The organism is Flavivirga rizhaonensis, from assembly GCF_004791695.1.
GTDB lineage: Bacteria > Bacteroidota > Bacteroidia > Flavobacteriales > Flavobacteriaceae > Flavivirga > Flavivirga rizhaonensis.
In genome coordinates this window covers 116,721-133,344 of the sequence record NZ_SRSO01000004.1, presented here as the reverse complement: position 1 = coordinate 133,344, position 16,624 = coordinate 116,721, and the positions used below count along the sequence as shown (strand labels likewise).

The 16,624-nt window shown below is 30.8% G+C and carries 14 protein-coding genes and 1 pseudogene; 10 read left to right on the top strand and 5 right to left on the bottom strand.

Annotated features, from left to right (window positions below; translation table 11 throughout):
* Positions 1–16: 16 nt before the first annotated feature.
* Together sppA and EM932_RS04295 are read left to right on the top strand one after the other, a co-directional pair.
* Positions 17–1,780: a signal peptide peptidase SppA gene (gene sppA / locus EM932_RS04300; RefSeq protein WP_135875853.1), complete on the top strand. Its 1,764-nt coding sequence runs from the start codon at positions 17–19 to the stop codon at positions 1,778–1,780.
* Positions 1,781–2,036: 256 nt separating this feature from the next.
* A complete protein-coding gene (locus tag EM932_RS04295; RefSeq protein WP_135875851.1) occupies positions 2,037–3,488 on the top strand; it encodes a vWA domain-containing protein in 1,452 nt (483 codons plus the stop codon).
* Between the two features lie 141 nt (positions 3,489–3,629).
* Here the strand turns inward: EM932_RS04295 and EM932_RS04290 are convergent, their stop codons facing one another.
* From EM932_RS04290 to EM932_RS04280, 3 genes are all read right to left on the bottom strand, one after another.
* The gene (locus EM932_RS04290; protein ID WP_135875850.1) at positions 3,630–4,052 is read right to left on the bottom strand and encodes a DoxX family protein; all 423 of its coding nucleotides are present in this window, start codon (positions 4,050–4,052) and stop codon (positions 3,630–3,632) included.
* A 147-nt stretch (positions 4,053–4,199) separates the two neighbouring features.
* Positions 4,200–6,194 (bottom strand): DUF3352 domain-containing protein, encoded by a 1,995-nt coding sequence (locus EM932_RS04285; protein WP_135875848.1) that lies wholly within the window; start codon positions 6,192–6,194, stop codon positions 4,200–4,202.
* Positions 6,195–6,227: 33 nt separating this feature from the next.
* On the bottom strand, positions 6,228–7,856 hold the full coding sequence (locus EM932_RS04280) for an acyl-CoA carboxylase subunit beta (RefSeq protein WP_135875847.1): 1,629 nt from the start codon (positions 7,854–7,856) through the stop codon (positions 6,228–6,230).
* A 182-nt stretch (positions 7,857–8,038) separates the two neighbouring features.
* On the opposite strand from EM932_RS04280, the gene EM932_RS04275 reads away from it, so the two are divergent.
* From EM932_RS04275 to EM932_RS04260, 4 genes are all read left to right on the top strand, one after another.
* Positions 8,039–8,569: an NADPH-dependent FMN reductase gene (locus EM932_RS04275; protein ID WP_135875846.1), complete on the top strand. Its 531-nt coding sequence runs from the start codon at positions 8,039–8,041 to the stop codon at positions 8,567–8,569.
* Positions 8,570–8,647: 78 nt separating this feature from the next.
* Positions 8,648–9,085 (top strand): MarR family winged helix-turn-helix transcriptional regulator, encoded by a 438-nt coding sequence (locus EM932_RS04270; RefSeq protein ID WP_135875844.1) that lies wholly within the window; start codon positions 8,648–8,650, stop codon positions 9,083–9,085.
* Between the two features lie 196 nt (positions 9,086–9,281).
* Positions 9,282–10,154, top strand: coding sequence for a pirin family protein (locus EM932_RS04265; RefSeq protein WP_170179719.1), 873 nt, complete (start codon positions 9,282–9,284; stop codon positions 10,152–10,154).
* A 192-nt stretch (positions 10,155–10,346) separates the two neighbouring features.
* Complete coding sequence (locus tag EM932_RS04260; protein WP_135875840.1) at positions 10,347–11,063, top strand: pirin family protein; 717 nt, start codon at positions 10,347–10,349, stop codon at positions 11,061–11,063.
* 106 nt (positions 11,064–11,169) lie between these two features.
* Here EM932_RS04260 and tnpA read toward each other — a convergent pair.
* Positions 11,170–11,408, bottom strand: a pseudogene (gene tnpA / locus EM932_RS04255) (IS200/IS605 family transposase); the annotation flags it as partial.
* A 525-nt stretch (positions 11,409–11,933) separates the two neighbouring features.
* Between tnpA and EM932_RS04250 the strand changes: the two are divergent.
* The 3 genes from EM932_RS04250 to EM932_RS04240 all read left to right on the top strand — a co-directional run bounded on the left by EM932_RS04250 (position 11,934) and on the right by EM932_RS04240 (position 13,134).
* A complete protein-coding gene (locus tag EM932_RS04250; RefSeq protein WP_135875838.1) occupies positions 11,934–12,497 on the top strand; it encodes a DinB family protein in 564 nt (187 codons plus the stop codon).
* A gap of 102 nt (positions 12,498–12,599) precedes the next feature.
* On the top strand, positions 12,600–12,857 hold the full coding sequence (locus tag EM932_RS04245; RefSeq protein WP_135875836.1) for a type II toxin-antitoxin system ParD family antitoxin: 258 nt from the start codon (positions 12,600–12,602) through the stop codon (positions 12,855–12,857).
* Positions 12,844–13,134: a type II toxin-antitoxin system RelE/ParE family toxin gene (locus EM932_RS04240; RefSeq protein WP_135875834.1), complete on the top strand. Its 291-nt coding sequence runs from the start codon at positions 12,844–12,846 to the stop codon at positions 13,132–13,134. The genes EM932_RS04245 and EM932_RS04240 overlap by 14 nt, the downstream gene beginning before the upstream one ends.
* Before the next feature lie 389 nt (positions 13,135–13,523).
* Here the strand turns inward: EM932_RS04240 and EM932_RS04235 are convergent, their stop codons facing one another.
* Positions 13,524–14,261: a helix-turn-helix domain-containing protein gene (locus tag EM932_RS04235; protein WP_170179718.1), complete on the bottom strand. Its 738-nt coding sequence runs from the start codon at positions 14,259–14,261 to the stop codon at positions 13,524–13,526.
* Between the two features lie 475 nt (positions 14,262–14,736).
* Between EM932_RS04235 and EM932_RS04230 the strand changes: the two genes are divergently transcribed.
* Positions 14,737–16,437: a DUF4403 family protein gene (locus tag EM932_RS04230; RefSeq protein ID WP_135875830.1), complete on the top strand. Its 1,701-nt coding sequence runs from the start codon at positions 14,737–14,739 to the stop codon at positions 16,435–16,437.
* Positions 16,438–16,624: the final 187 nt, after the last annotated feature.

Below are 16,624 nucleotides of genomic sequence, written 5' to 3'. Positions count from 1 at the left end.
ATAGAAAATAAAAATTATGGATTTTATTAAACGTGTTTTATCAACGGTAACGGGAATTATTGTTTTTCTTATTATCTGTTTTTTAGGGTTGTTTTTAATTGGTCTCTTATTTGGGGCATCGTCAGATGAAGTCATTCAGGTAAAATCTAATTCTGTTTTAGAATTAAAACTAAACTTTCCTATAAAAGATTATGCTGATAAAACTGAGTTTGCAGAGTATCCATTTTTAAATGAAGACGATAAAAACGGGTTATTCAATATTATTGATGCTATAAACTATGCAGCTACAGATAATAAAATTAAAGGAATTTCAATAGCCAATAATTTTATTAATGCAGGCATCTCACAAACAAAAGCTTTGAGAAATGCGTTGTTAAAATTTAAAGAATCGGGGAAATTTGTTGTTGCTTATAGTGACATTTATACACAGAAAGATTATTATTTAAGTTCAGTTGCCGATACTATTTATATGAATCCGGTTGGTATGATGGAGTTTAAAGGACTCTATTCAGAGCGTTTATATTTTAAAGATTTTCAAGAAAAAACAGGTTTTAAAATGGAAGTGGTACGGTTTGGAAAATATAAAAGTGCTGTAGAACCATTTTTAACTAATGAAATGAGTGATGAAAACAGAGAGCAGATTTCTGTTTATCTCAATGGGCTTTGGAATGAAATCAAGCAAGATGTCTCAAAAAGTAGAAATATAGCTTCAGAAAAACTAAATACCATCGCAGATAGTTTGTTAGGTAGAACTGCTGATTTAGCTAAAAGGTCTCAGCTGATCGATAGAATAGCATATCACGATGAATATATTAATGATATTAAGAATGTTGTTGGAGTGAAACCTAACGATGATTTAGAGTCTATTACTATTTCAGATTATTCAATTTATGTAGCTAATAAATTAAAATCCAATAAGAGTAAAAACAAAATAGCAGTTATCTATGCTGAAGGCGATATTATTTATGGAGAAGGTGACGAGGAGACTGTTGGGCAAGGTGTTATGAATGCTTCTTTAAAAGAAGCCAGGGAAGATGATAAAGTCAAAGCCATTGTATTACGTATAAATTCTCCAGGTGGAAGTGCTCTGGCAAGTGAATTGATTTGGAGAGAAATTGAGTTAACCAAAAAAGTAAAACCCGTTATTGTCTCGATGGGAGACGTAGCAGCATCAGGAGGTTATTATATTGCATGTAATGCTGATAAGATTATTGCAGAGCCAACAACAATCACAGGAAGTATTGGCGTATTTGGAGTGCTGCCAAATGGTAAGCAATTAGCAGATAATATGGGTATTAACGCAGAACAAGTTATCACTAATAAAAATGCAGTTTCATATAGCTTTTTTGAACCTTTAAATGATGAACAACGTGCTTTTATTAAAGAAAGTATTGTAGATATTTATGAACTCTTTACAAATAGAGTAGCCGTAGGACGTAATATGAGTCAAGATGATGTAAAAGCTATTGCTCAAGGACGTGTTTGGACTGGAGTAGATGCCTTAAATAATGGTTTGGTAGATGAGCTAGGCGGATTAGACTTAGCATTGCAAAGAGCCATTGAAGCAGCAGACATTGAAGACTATAAAATAGAAGAATTCCCTGTTTATGAAAAAGATCTAGATCAAATGTTAAGTGATTTAGGTTTGGTAAAAGCTAAAGAAACCATTTTAAAAGAAGAATTAGGGGAAGAAAATTACAGAATTTTAAAAGAAATCAAATCAATGTCCAAGAAAAAAGGGATTCAATTGTTATTCCCTTATAGTTTGGAGATTAAATAGATTAAAAACATAATGTTTTTAAAAAAGGCTGTCTAAAAAGTGATATATTTTGTCATTCAGAGCACAGCGAAGAATCTTATTGGTTTATAAATCAAAATATTAAAACCTTTATATATTCTTCATTTCATTCTGAATGGCACTTTTTAGACAGCCTCTTTTTTATGCCTTACTCATTCAAAAGGTCACTTCACTCATTGTTGGTTTTATAAGAAAGCGTTTGAGATTAGTTTTATACTAAACTTTAAAATCAGCTATTATGAAAGTATTATTAAAAATCATCATTGTATTGGTAATTTCCATACAAATACAAGCTCAAGAACAATTAATATCAGGGGAAGTAACATCTGCAAGCGATAATTTACCGCTAGCTGGAGTTAATGTTATTGTTAAAGGAACAAGTAGAGGAGTCACTACAGATTTTGAGGGACTATATAAAATCAAAGCAAAACCAACAGATATTCTTGTCTTTAGTTACCTTGGTTTTGTAACGCAAGAAAAGAAAGTTGGAACTCTTAATACAATTTCTGTAGTACTAGAGGAAGATATTTCAAGCTTAGAAGAAGTTGTGATAATGGGGTATGGTACAACAAAAAAGAAGGAAATAACAGGTTCTATTACTTCTGTTAAGCCCGAATCGGTTTCTTCAAAACTATCTGGAGAAGTTCGTGGAGTAAAAATCAATAACCAAGAGCCCCAATCTGGTTTATTAACAGCTGGAGAAATTAACGATTTAGAGAAATGGGGCGAATGGAAAGAAAATTTAAAGAAAGAAGCATATAAAAAAATACAACAAAACTGGAATTTTTATCTGGAAAATAGAATACAAGTTGCCATAAGTGATAATAAAGGATTACCTCTAAATAATATAAAAGTGTTTTTGTTTAATGAATCAAATCAATTAATAATGGCAGCAAGAACAGATTTTACAGGAGAAGTCACATTATTTAAAGATTTGAATCAAAAATGTGAAGGAGAATATTATACCCTCCAAATTCAACAAAACAAAAGAATTTTTGGAAAAAAAATCACAAACACATACGAGCGAATTGAGTTTACATTAGATGAACAATCACAATCCAACGATATTGATATTATGTTTACTATTGATGCTACGGGGTCGATGGGAGACGAAATAGATTATTTAAAATCTGAGCTAAAAAATATTATTACGAGATTAGATAAAAGTATAGATGACAAGCGAGTAGCCTTAACATTTTATAGAGATCATGGAGACGCATATATAGTAAGAGATTTTGATTTTAATTCAGATATCAATGCTGTTAAAGACATTTTATCTCATCAAGGAGCAGGAGGGGGTGGGGATTATGAAGAAGCTGTAGAACAAGCATTGAAAGTATCTATGAGCAAAAAATGGAATGCTAATGCAAAAGCAAAATTGTTATTTTTACTGCTAGATGCCCCACCTCATTTTACTAAAGAAAATGTAGCTATTATTAAAGAGCAAATAAAACTGGCACAAAAAAAAGGAATAAAAATAATCCCGATTGTAGCTAGTGGAGCTGATAAAAATGTTGAGTTTTTAATGCGTTTCTTTAGCGTTTCAACAAATGGTACTTATGTTTTTATTACGGATGATAGTGGGATTGGTAATCCACATTTAAAACCAAGTACCGATAGTTTCGAAGTTGAAAAACTAAACGATTTAATTGTAAGATTAATAGAGAAGTATTCTGGAGTAATAAGTTAAGTTGGCTGCCTAAAAAGATAAATAAAAATTAAATGTCCGTTCGAGCGCAATCGAGAACTAAAACATTTCATTAAAAAGATGAAGGTTTCGACTGCGTTCGAACGGACAAAAATTAGACTTAAAAAGCGCTCTCTTTTTATTTTATTTCTGCATTTTAAAATAATAGTCCAAAGAATTTTTCCCAGAACCATATATTAAGAAAAAGAGACATACGAATAGGGTTATAACGGCTAAAAACAAATTGTTAGAAATCATTTCTCCAACAAAATTTATGACAATAGCCCCAATTAAAATAGGGAGCTGAGCAATAATGGCCCATCTGGTAAGCAAACCAAAAGCAATTAAAATGCCACCAATAAAATGAGCAGGAGCTACATAATGAATAACTACCATACCTCCAGCTAAATTTTGTATGGGTTTAAATAATTCCATTAGCATGGCGCTGTCTGACATAAAACCAATGCCCTTTATAAATAAAAAGACACCAAGAGCGATACGTAATAAATCAAGCGGTAAATACGTATGCGCATTAGCCCATTTATTAAGCGTTTTTATTGTTCCCATGATTGAAAAATATTGATTATCAACCTATAAGATACAGAAATTTCATGAGAAAATAAAAAATATTAAGATCAACTATCAGAGCATCAGTGTCCTAAATGATTAATTTTTAATAATAGCTAATAAAAACAAAGTTTGTAATTTATAACATTAAAAGCGTTTTTTAAATACAACATCCTCCTCAAAATTATAAACACGCCAGACGCCATTTTGCTCGTCTTTAGAATATTTACCAGAGATTTTTAGTTTACCATTTCTATAATATTCTTTATAGTCTCCATGTTTTAATCCATCCTTTAGTTCCACAGAGAATTTAACTTTTCCATTGCTGTGTTTTTTTATAAATTCTTTAGCAGTTAAATCTGAAGGGAAAATTTCAGGAATATTGAAAATAGTTTCTTTATTTAAATTGTCTTCAGTAATCTCTACTAATTTAGGAGGATTGTATGTTTTTGAATGGGAGTTTGTATCTGCAAATGTGTATTTAGTTTTTACAATATCTGAATCTTCATAATCAATGACTAGTTTACTTTCAAAAAAACCTTTTTCTGGTGTTAGCTGAATACCAATTTGTGGAAAACAAATAAAATAATCTTTATTCTCTTTTAATTGTTTTTTTGCATTTGTATCAACAAAATCATACACACTATTATATAAATTAGGAGCGTTTATATAAGCAAAAACACTACATCTACTATCAAACGCATCGTTAAAGTCTTTATAAGCTTCAAAATTGTCCAGTGTTTCTTTATTTGTATAACTATTGATGATACTTTTTAAAGTATTAGGGTGATTACTAAATACGACGTAGTCTTCTATTATAGTATAGTAGGGTTTGTCTATTCCTTTAAATAGTTTCCCTATTAGTAGCTTAAAAAAACCTTTAATAGACATAAAGTTGATTGGATAGCCTTTATAATTTATTTCTTTAAATTTTACAGGGCTACGTTTCCGTATTTGTTCTAAGATAAAATCTAAGTTTTGTTTTGCTTTTTCACTATTATTAGTTTTTAACACTATTGCAACATCTTTTTTAGATTGAGATACTGTAGAGTGTAGTTGTAGTAATGCGGCTTCATCATCTATCCAACTAATAAAATGCTCTTTTAAGTCAATCTTTAAAAAGTTTTCTACTTTTTCTATGCCTTCAATATAGCTTTTAAATTGCTCTGGATTTTCTTTCTGGATGGATTCAAAATTAGTATTAAACTCATTAAAACTATTAAACGAGAAACTTAAATAAAGTGCTGTTTGTTTTGGTGCAATTTTGCTAATGCTACGTGTGCCAGTTCCAGATTTCTCTAGAGCTTTTAAATAGGCATTAGCTTTATCATTAAAATTTGTTATTCCGTTTGCTACAATAGTATTATCATCTAAATCAAAACTAAAGCCACTAAATTCTAAACTGCTGCTTAGGGTTTTTCCAAGATCACCTGAGTCATTCGAAAATATTTTAATAAAATCATCTAAATATTTATATTGAAAATATAAACGAAACATATCGTTATAGCCCACATATTTATTTACTTCTATAAAGTCGAGATCCCTGCCAATTTCTGGTTCTAAATATTGATCTATGGAAGCTTCAATCAATGTGTGCATATAGGACACAATCATTTGGTTTTTTATAAAACTAATGTATAGCGTTTCATGACTTTCTATATCATAAATCTCTGTTATTTGGTGTTCATGATATTTACGCTTACTTACTTTATAATTAGCTGTAGTAATGGTATTTAAATGATTTTTTAATATATCAAGTTTTGCTATTTTCTGCAAATCAATAACATATAGAAAATCATACTTCCCAGGCGTATAAATATGTGAAGATATGAGTATTTCTCTATCTCCAAATCTTTTAAAAGTACTTTCATCTTGTTTAAAGATGGTATCCAGCTTATTAAGACTTTCGGAAAGGCTATTAAAATAGGCATTGGTATTTAAATGTTTCCAAATATCACTTTTACTTATGGTATTCCAATTATCAATGGGCTTTTGACTTTCAATAATATAAACAGCATCTTTCGGAACTAAATAGATGGATTTTATATTGTCATTAGTGTCAATATAGAATGTATAAATTAAATACAGCGCATAACTAGTAAAAAGTAGACCTAGTAGGGGGAGAATCTTCCTTTTTTTCATATTATAAATAGATTTGGAGGTGAAAATATGTCTTTATACTTGTAATACTCCTAAATTAAATTGCTTTTCAATAGGAGCGTGGTTAGCAGCTTCAATCCCCATACTAATCCAATGTCTAGTATCTAGGGGATCAATAATCGCATCTGTCCAAATATGCGCAGCAGCATAATATGGAGACACTTGATTGTCGTATCGGTCTTTTATTTTATTAAAAAGTTCCGCTTCCTTTTCGGGTGTAATCTTTTCACCTTGTTTTTCTAACGACGCTTTTTCAATTTGCAATAATACTTTGGCAGCCGAATTCCCACTCATAACCGCCAGTTCAGCACTTGGCCATGCAACAATTAATCTAGGATCATAAGCCTTTCCACACATAGCATAATTACCAGCTCCATAACTATTTCCGATGATAATAGTAAACTTTGGAACCACAGAATTACTAACCGCATTTACCATTTTAGCACCATCTTTAATAATACCACCATGTTCACTTTTACTACCAACCATAAAGCCAGTAACATCCTGTAAAAATACTAAAGGAATTTTTTTCTGATTACAATTCGCAATAAAACGCGTCGCCTTATCCGCACTATCATTATAGATAACGCCTCCAAATTGCATTTCACCCTTTTTTGTTTTTACAAGTTTACGTTGGTTAGCAACAATACCTACTGCCCAACCATCAATTCTCGCATAACAAGTAATAATGGTTTGTCCGTAGCCCGCTTTATATTCATCAAATTCAGAATTATCAACCAATCGCTTTATTATTTCATACATATCGTATTGATCGGCTCTGGATTTTGGTAAAATACCGTAGATATCTTCAGTATTTTCTTTTGGTGTTTTTGAATCGCTTCTATTAAAACCTGCTTTATCATAATCGCCAATCTTATCTATAATGTTTTTGATGGTATCTAAAGCATCTTTATCATCCTTAGCTTTATAATCGGTCACTCCAGAAATCTCACAATGCGTTGTTGCACCTCCTAAAGTTTCATTATCTATACTCTCTCCAATCGCAGCCTTTACGAGGTAACTACCAGCAAGAAAGATACTTCCTGTTTTATCAACAATTAAAGCCTCATCACTCATAATAGGCAAATAAGCGCCTCCAGCAACACAGCTTCCCATAACAGCAGCAATTTGGGTAATTCCCATGCTACTCATAATAGCATTGTTTCTAAAAATACGTCCAAAATGTTCTTTATCTGGGAATATTTCGTCCTGAAGCGGTAAATATACTCCGGCAGAATCCACTAAATAAATAATAGGAAGTTTGTTTTCGATAGCAATTTCCTGAGCGCGTAAATTCTTTTTTCCAGTTATAGGAAACCAGGCTCCCGCTTTTACCGTAGCATCATTAGCTACGACAATACACTGTTTCCCTTTAATATAACCAATCTTTATAACAACACCACCCGATGGACAACCACCATGTTCAATATACATATCTTCTCCAGCAAAAGCACCAATTTCAATAGACTTAGACTTGGCATCTAAAAGATAATTAATACGCTCTCTTGCTGTCATTTTTCCTTTAGCATGTAGTTTTTCAATACGAGTTTTACCACCACCTAGGCTTACTTTAGCTAAGCGTCTATTTAATTCTGAGAGTAAAAGTTTATTGTGGTCTTCATTTTTATTGAAGTTAATATCCATGTATAATTTAGTTTGTTGCTAATGTACAAAAGTTGATATTCCTATGAAAACAGGTCCTTTATAAATTGTTTAAGTATTTTGATTTTTGTTAATGCAATCATAAAATATATTACATGGAATTATTTTCCTTGGAAAATAAATATTTTTACTTTATATTTGTACTATAAAAATAATTAATATTTATGAAAAACATCATAGCATTTGCAGGAAGTAATAGTAAAAACTCAATAAATCATCAATTGGTAAGATATGCTTCAAGTTTGGTTGAAAATGTAAAAGTTAACATTTTAGATCTTAACGATTTTGAATTACCTCTGTATGGTATTGATTATGAAGTTGATCATGGTATTCCAGATAATGCACATAAATTTTTAGATGCCATTAAAGCATCAGATGGTATTGTTTTATCATTAGCAGAGCATAATGGAGCATATTCAACGGTATTTAAAAACCTGTTTGATTGGATGTCTAGAATTGATGGTAAATTATGGAGTGAGAAGCCTATGCTATTAATGGCAACCTCTCCAGGAGGTAGAGGAGGAGCAACTGTTCTTGATATAGCGAAAGGTCGTTTTGCTTTTATGGGAGGAAATATTATTGAAGACTTTTCTTTTCCATCATTCAATGATAACTTTTCAGAAGGAAAGATTACCAATGAAGCACTGAATTCTGATTTGAAGCACAAAGTAGCATCCTTTCAAAATAAATTATAACTGCCTACTGAATACTGCTTACTGAATACTGTTACTGAATACTGCTTACTGAATACTGCTTACTGAGTACTAAAAGACATGGGAGATTTCTCTAAAGATATCAATTCAAAATTTCCAAATAACAGGGTGAAGGCTTTACTGAATATTATATATACAGCAAGTTGGATAACGAGTTGTCAGAATGATTTCTTTAAACCATTTGGGATATCTCCCCAGCAGTACAATATTTTAAGAATATTAAATGGTGCGAAAGAACCTTTAAAGGTACAGGTTATTAAGGACAGGATGTTAGAGCGTTCACCCAATGCGACCAGATTAATGGATAAATTATGTGCAAAGGGTTACATTAAGCGCATACCTTCAGAACATGACAGACGTGTTGTTAAAATTGTTATTACAAATGAAGGGAAAAAGCTTATAGCATCTATTCCATATAATATTAATAAAGATTTATTAAAAAATTTAAACGAAGATGAAGCAGAACAATTGAGTAATCTGCTGGATAAAATGCGATAAATAGTGCATTTTTTTAAATAAATAGTTTCCATGGAAACTAAAAAGATTTCCTTCTTTACTGAAATAAGTTCAGCACAAGCAAGGAAATGAAAAAAATAATTTATTATGAAACATCTATAACTAAAAGTTCGATATCCAAGGATAACGATTATATAGATGTTACATGTAACAAATAAAAAACAATAGATTTAAACTCATGAAATCAAATACAATAAAAACAATAGGGCGCAGTGATTTTGTTAATATGGGGCCTATACAATTAAGACAACCATTACCAAGTCGAAACATAGATATGGTAGATCCGTTTATATTATTACACCATTATGGTCCTTATGACATTTCAGAAGATAATAACCCTTTTGACTTAGGTCCACATCCACACCGTGGATTCGAACCCATTACATTTTTAATTCAAGGCGAACAATTGCATAGAGACTCTTTAGGGAATGAGAGTATTGTTAAAGCGGGCGATGTGCAATGGACAACAGCAGGCCGTGGCATTATCCATGCCGAAGCACCAACTAAAACGTTTGTAAAAAAAGGAGGAACTCTTGAAGGCATTCAATTGTGGTTGAATTTACCCGCAGAAAAGAAAATGATTCCAGCTAATTATCAGCATGCAAAAAACGAGGATTTTAATATCGTTAATTCTGAAGATGGCAAAGTGAGAATTCAAATAATTGCTGGTGAATTAGAAAGTAATTATGGAAAAATAGGCACACAAACAGCTGTCAATGCTTATATGATAGACATTGGAGAAGGAGGGGAATATTTTGTAGAGGTTTCTAAAGCACATCAGTCGATGTTGTATTTATTACATGGTGATGTAACTGTTAACGATTCAGAAAGTTTGAAACTAAATGAAAATCAGTTGATTCAGTTTAATCAAGATGGGAGCGGTTTTTCGATAAAAGGACATAATACAAGTAAACTATTATTCCTTTCAGGTGAACCCTTTAATGAAAAGGTAACAACTTATGGACCCTATGTCATGAATACACAAACAGAAATTATGGAAGCCATGCGAGACTATCAAATGGGTAAAATGGGATTTCTTCCAGCAAATTAAAATGTGAGTGTCTAAAATCTCAAAGTTGTCATTTTGAGCGCAGTCGAAAAATCTCAAAAGATCGATAAGTAAATGTTTAATTTTAAAGAGATTCTTCATTTCATTCAGAATGACATTTTATTAGACACTCACGTAAAACCAAATAAAATAATAAGATTTCCTTCTTCAAGGAAATGAAAAAAGAATATTTTTATGAAAACAGTAATTCACAAAGCAGACACCAGAGGATATGCCAATCACGGTTGGTTAAAATCACATCATACATTTAGTTTTGCAAGTTATCAAGATGCAGAACGCATGAATTTCGGCGCACTTCGTGTGCTTAATGATGACGTAGTACAACCAAAAATGGGCTTTGGTACACATCCACATCAAAATATGGAAATTATTTCTGTACCATTAAAGGGCGCATTGTCACACAAAGATAGTATGGGAAATAAACGTGCTATTGAAGTAGGAGAGGTACAAGTAATGAGTGCAGGTACAGGTTTAACACATTCAGAATTTAACGATAGTAAAACAGACGACGTTAATTTTTTACAGCTTTGGATTATTCCAGAAGAAATGGAGGTTACTCCAAATTATGAGCAAAGAAGATTTGATGCTTTAGCCCAGAAAAACACATTACAAATTGTTGTTGCACCGAAAGATAAATTAGAAGGAGATGCATTGCCTATTAGCCAACAAGCTTATATATACCGCTCAGATTTAGATTCGGGGTATGAAATAACACTGAGTCCAAAAAGTGGAAATAATGGTTTTTATATCTTTTTAATTGAAGGGGAGATAGAAGTTGATGATCAAACCCTTGAAAATAGAGACGCTATTGGTGTTTATGAAACAGATACGGTTTTGGTAAAATCTAAGGCAAACTCTAAAATATTAATTATTGAAGTACCAATGAATTAATCGAAAGATTCATAAAATCATTACTATAAAAATATTAGATAATGAATAAACTACTATGGATTTTCAATCCATAGTTTTAAGTAAAGAATGAAATTCTTATCACACATTATTCTAATATCCAGTTACCTTTCTCTGAATTTGGTTTATCCTTATGATGCTCCAAATACTCTTGAACCACCTCATCTGTTATTTTTCCAGTACTCCAAACTCCATACCCCCACTGCCCAAAAGTGGCGCCCCCAATACTTTTTACTTAATGCGGGAAACTCTTGTTGTAAAAGTCGGGATGAACGTCCTTTTAATTTCTTTACCAAATACACTTATACTCAAAGACGGAGGATATTTACATAATGGCTAATTATAGCTACAAATGCATAAACGTGAAGTTCCTTTTCCTTCCCAAAAGTTTCTTTAAAAAAGTAATGAATACGCTTTGCCCGAAGCGACGATAGGAGCGAAGTGGGAATGTGTATGGAATGGGATTATTCTTTTTAATTTCAAATTGATTACAGAAAAAGGTAAAATCTTACGTGTTAAAAATTTCATATTTTGAATCTCCCTTGTAATAAATTATACAAACCTTTATTTCTTTTAGTGAACAACTATTGTTAATAGACTATGGATTTTAATGAGTATCAACATAAGGCATAGCTAATATTGCAGAAATATAATGCAGATAAAACCGTCAGTATTGAATCCATATAAAATATTCAATATATTGATCTATTACGATGTTAAAATTCTGTCAATAAACCTTATAATTGTCGATATTCTTATTTAATCAATTACCTTCTGCAAAATAATGAATAACCAGAAATAGTAACTTTTGAATATCTTTCCATATCAATATATTAATTTGAACACGATACTATGAAATCCTTAAAAACAAAAACCAGCCTTTTACTACTTTTATTACCGATGATACTGTTGAACGCACAAGGGGAGCTGAAATCAGTTGAGGGCTATTCGCCAAAGATTGGCATAATGGTTTACATGTTAGAAGACTTAAAAGATAGAATTACCCAACAAGTTAAGGACTTAGACCAATCACAAGTTGATTTCTTATATGATGCTGATGCCAATAGCATAGGATCATTGATTATGCATTTGGTGTCTACGGAATCGTATTATCAGACCGCGACATTGAAGGGGCGAGAATGGACAGAAGATGAGCTAACGAGATTTGGTGTTGCAGGCGAACTTAACGAAGAAGTAAAAAGCATACTTAAGGGTGAACCGATTAGGTATTATTTGGATTTATGGGATGAAGTCCGTGAAAAAACCTTAAATGGACTCAAAACCAAAAATGATGCTTGGTTCTCATCGAATATAGAAGAGGGATTAAACTACCACTATATCTGGTACCACGTGATGGAACATTCGGCTAACCATATGGGGCAAATAGCAACCATAAAGAACCGCTTGCCCAAATAAAACAATAATTATCGAATACATAAATTCGCACTCTCCATTTTTGTAATATTCAATTAAATACATTAAATTGCATCAATAGTATGATTATTAAAGCATGTATTTATGTCAACAATTAGAAAAACAATAACATTTACTGAAAAACAGGATAAGTGGATAAAGTCAAGAATTACAATAGGAGAATTTACTAATGATAGTGAATACCTTCGTGATTTAGTAAGACGAGATCAAGCAAAAAACGCAAAATTTTCAGCACTCAAAGCAGCTATAACTGAAGGCATGGAAAGTGGTGTTAGTGATAAATCCGTTCCAAATATCATGAAGGAAGTTGAAGACCGTATGCGGGCTGATGGGCGTTTATAAAGTATCAAGAAGAGCCGAAATTGATCTTGCCAAAATGTATGAGTACGGCATTGAAACATTTGGATTAAATCAAGCTCAAACATATTTATCAGGAATGCATACACTATTTCAAATTTTAACTGATAATACTACTTTAGGACGTGATGCATCAGAATTTGTTCTGTCATTAAAAAGATTTTCTTATAAATCACACACCATTTTTTATTTATCTACAGATATTGATATTTTAATTGTTCGTGTATTAAATCAAAGTATGGATTATGAAAATAATCTATAAATTATAACTTTCCTTAAGCCTTTTACAATAAAATTCATAAAACTAAAGTTTACAAAGCAATTTTATATAATGCCTGATATAATATTGAAAATGAATTATAATGTTCTGCGTTATGTAACTTTGCTTGGGTAAAAGCGAAGTTATTACCTCAAATATTTTTGATTTTTTTATTCTCATATGTTTCTTTAAAAATGTAATGGAATACGCTTTTTGCAGAAAGGGTAGAGGAGTGGAGGCAAAATGTGTATGGAATGGTTTTATTTCACGATTTTTTCTGCTTTTATCAATATGGCAAATAAAAAATCAAATATTTTTTACTTCTTTTGTAAGTGCGCCGATTGATACGTTGAATATTTCAGAAATTGACTTAATAAATTGGTCTAGCACCTTTAATTATAAAGTCTATTTTTAGGATCATTAGATTTTTCTCTCTTGTGAAATAGAGCGAAGTGAAAAAAGTCCTTGTTTGTTTTGATGGATAGTTTTGACTTCATATTTTTTCTATGAGTTTTTACCGTTTCGGCACTTATAAACAAACAATCACCGATTTCTTGATTGGTCAATCCTTCTCCAACTAATAGAGCTATTTCTTTCTCACGTGTTGATAACGTTTCAAATTTTGATAGCTTAAAAAAATCAACCTTTTCTCTATTAATTGAATAATCGCTTTCTGATTTCAGCACATCTATTTCATCTTTCTGTTTGTTGGTGAATTTTATAAAGTATAAGGCAATAAAATAAATCCCCAAGTTATAAGCGACAATATGAATGGCATCATAGATACACTCATAAATAAAGGAATCGTTAAAAAATGGCGATAAAAAGTGATGAGACAGAAATAATTCTAATACAGTAAAATATAACAAATATAGTATAATTATGTATCCATTACTGGGTGTAAATGCTATAACAAAAAGAATCGCAAGAGAATATAGATTTATAAAAGAAGGGTAAATTTTGGTAATAGACAAGCTTATAATAAAAAAACCTGTAGTCATAGATAGAGAAAAAAAATGGTAAGCTGTCTCATATTTTCTATAAGAATGTATGACCAATGCAATAAAGGATAAAACCAATACATTTAAGGTAAATAAATATGTGTTACCCAACGGAGTAATAGTTTCCATAAATAAAGTTAATAAACATGCAACCAAAGATAACCTTAGAATATTTCTAAAAAGTGTCTCTTTGTTTAGTTCTCTCTCGAAGCTAAAAATTTGAAATAATGTTCTGTAACCTTTAGTATATGTCATGTTGTTCCTTTGTTAGCACAATATATAAATATAGTTTGTTACCTTACTGTAAAACGACAACTAAAATCGAAGTGTAGCCTTTACTAATGTCGTAAAAATATTGCTGGATTAGTCTGCGAAATGACATATTTGAACTTATTTTCAATAATTAAACATACATACTTAATTTCCTTTTATAGATATTTACTTAATTACTAATAATTAAGTGATCAACTCCTCTTTTATAAAAAATAATAACCCAATTTTTATTAATTACCCACAAGTGGGTATTTCTTAACTTTTTCATAAGTCATAGTTTTGTCTTGCTTATAACCAAACCGTAGATAATACTAACTTAATAAATTTAAATATGAAAAATTTCTATTCCAAATTCTTAATTGTGACATTTTTGCTATCAGTTTTAGGGTGTGAAAATATTGGAGAATTAAATAAAAAACCTATTAGAGAAGGACAAGTATTTGATTATGAAGCTCCAGAAAGCACTATTGGAGCAAGTTTTAATATAAGTTTGGATGAAGTAGAAAAAGTAGTTAATGAGTATTTTTCTGATCCAATTTCAGAAGATATTAGTGGGGAGTTTAGCGAAACTTATACACTTAAAACAGGAGATCCTTTATATCAACCAAACAAATGGAGTAAAACAAAGGATCCAAGGTATACCCCAAATAAATGGATTGAAAAATGTGTTAAAATTTTTGGAAAAAAGCACTGTGTTAAAACTAAAAACCCGCTTTATCATCCAAATAAATGGATAAAAACTAAAAACCCTTCATATCATCCAAATCAATGGATCTATACAAGCACCAAAATTGATATTGGATATAATGGAAAGTATAATATTGTTTTAAGTGACCAAATAACATTTGAAAACATAGGAGATAGAAAATTAAAAATAGAAGTTCCTTTATCAATTGATGGGAGCTTAGGATTTAAAGGTGAATTAGCTAAAATTGGCTTACTTGATAAGAAAAATTTTGATGCAGATGTAACGTTTTCTTTTATAATTGATGTCTCATTTAATAGTAATTGGTGTCCTAATCTTAACGTAAAGTCAGATATAATTTGGCTAAAAGGTCCTCGAATAGAAATAATTGGTGATACTTGGATGGACTTTAATTTGGTTGCCAAAATTGCTAGTATAGGAATAGAACCCGAGGTTGAAAGAGCTCTTAATAATGTCATTCATTGTGAGGCAATCAAAAGTCAAATTTCAAAAATTATGATACCTTCCTCAATTCCGATAACAGAAGAACATGGTGGATTTTCTTTAAACATAAAACCTATCCAAATTTACGAGCCAATTATAAGTTATCAAAGTCGCAATATGAATTTAATGGTTGGCTCTAAATTAGCTTTCGAGATAGGGGAAAGTGCTTCTGAACAAGAAAATTGGCCTCTTCCTGAATTAACTAAATCACCAAAAATAGAAAATATTATTGATGTCAACCTCCCAGTATTTGTTGAATATGAAGAACTTGAAAAAGTAATTAACTTAAAGCGCAAAGAATTAGAATCTGAATTGAATATAGAATTATCAAATGCTGGTTCTGATGTTGTTAAGAAAATTGAATTAAACAATTTTGAAATTTACCCAAGTAAAGACCGAGTTGTAATAGGAGTTGATTTTGAAATAGACACTAATTTTTTCACTGGCCCTAAAGGACAATTATACCTTACGTCAAAACCTGTTGTTTCTGAAAAACATGTGCTTTCTTTAACTGATGTTACGTTAAATGCATCATTAGAAAATTCTTCTTATACTATTATGCTCGGAATTATGAAAGATTTTTTTGAATCAAAGATTGAAAAATTAGCAGTTGTTAATCTTTCTACAAAAATTGAAAGTACTACAAATGAAACTATGTCCAAAATTCAAAAGCAACTTAACGAAATAAATGAACTTGAAATTGTCATTATAGAACCAAATTTGGATTTGAGTGATGATATAACGAATCATGAGAAATACCTTATCAAGAATGTGAAAATAAAAAGCGGTTTTGAAGCTAAAGTTAATTTAATAAATATTGGTCAAGATTTATTAACTGAATAAAACTATTATATATCATTATGGAAGAATTTCTAATGAACGAAAGATTAGATTTCTATTTGACCTTGAACAAACTAATTGATATATAAAATATATTTTGTGCTATAATTGTTCCGTGTTGAGATATACAATACAATTATGAACACAGTTTTATCAAATGTTAAAATTGTGAATAATTTTACATTATATC

Coding starts and splice junctions, on each gene's coding strand:
- EM932_RS04285 (WP_135875848.1), bottom strand. CDS start 6,194: ATGAAAAAAAGGAAGATTCTCCCCCTACTAGGTCTACTTTTTACTAGT.
- EM932_RS04265 (WP_170179719.1), top strand. CDS start 9,282: ATGAAATCAAATACAATAAAAACAATAGGGCGCAGTGATTTTGTTAAT.
- EM932_RS04250 (WP_135875838.1), top strand. CDS start 11,934: ATGAAATCCTTAAAAACAAAAACCAGCCTTTTACTACTTTTATTACCG.
- EM932_RS04230 (WP_135875830.1), top strand. CDS start 14,737: ATGAAAAATTTCTATTCCAAATTCTTAATTGTGACATTTTTGCTATCA.
- EM932_RS04260 (WP_135875840.1), top strand. CDS start 10,347: ATGAAAACAGTAATTCACAAAGCAGACACCAGAGGATATGCCAATCAC.
- EM932_RS04295 (WP_135875851.1), top strand. CDS start 2,037: ATGAAAGTATTATTAAAAATCATCATTGTATTGGTAATTTCCATACAA.
- EM932_RS04290 (WP_135875850.1), bottom strand. CDS start 4,052: ATGGGAACAATAAAAACGCTTAATAAATGGGCTAATGCGCATACGTAT.
- EM932_RS04235 (WP_170179718.1), bottom strand. CDS start 14,261: ATGGAAACTATTACTCCGTTGGGTAACACATATTTATTTACCTTAAAT.
- EM932_RS04275 (WP_135875846.1), top strand. CDS start 8,039: ATGAAAAACATCATAGCATTTGCAGGAAGTAATAGTAAAAACTCAATA.
- EM932_RS04245 (WP_135875836.1), top strand. CDS start 12,600: ATGTCAACAATTAGAAAAACAATAACATTTACTGAAAAACAGGATAAG.
- sppA (WP_135875853.1), top strand. CDS start 17: ATGGATTTTATTAAACGTGTTTTATCAACGGTAACGGGAATTATTGTT.
- EM932_RS04280 (WP_135875847.1), bottom strand. CDS start 7,856: ATGGATATTAACTTCAATAAAAATGAAGACCACAATAAACTTTTACTC.
- EM932_RS04270 (WP_135875844.1), top strand. CDS start 8,648: ATGGGAGATTTCTCTAAAGATATCAATTCAAAATTTCCAAATAACAGG.
- EM932_RS04240 (WP_135875834.1), top strand. CDS start 12,844: ATGGGCGTTTATAAAGTATCAAGAAGAGCCGAAATTGATCTTGCCAAA.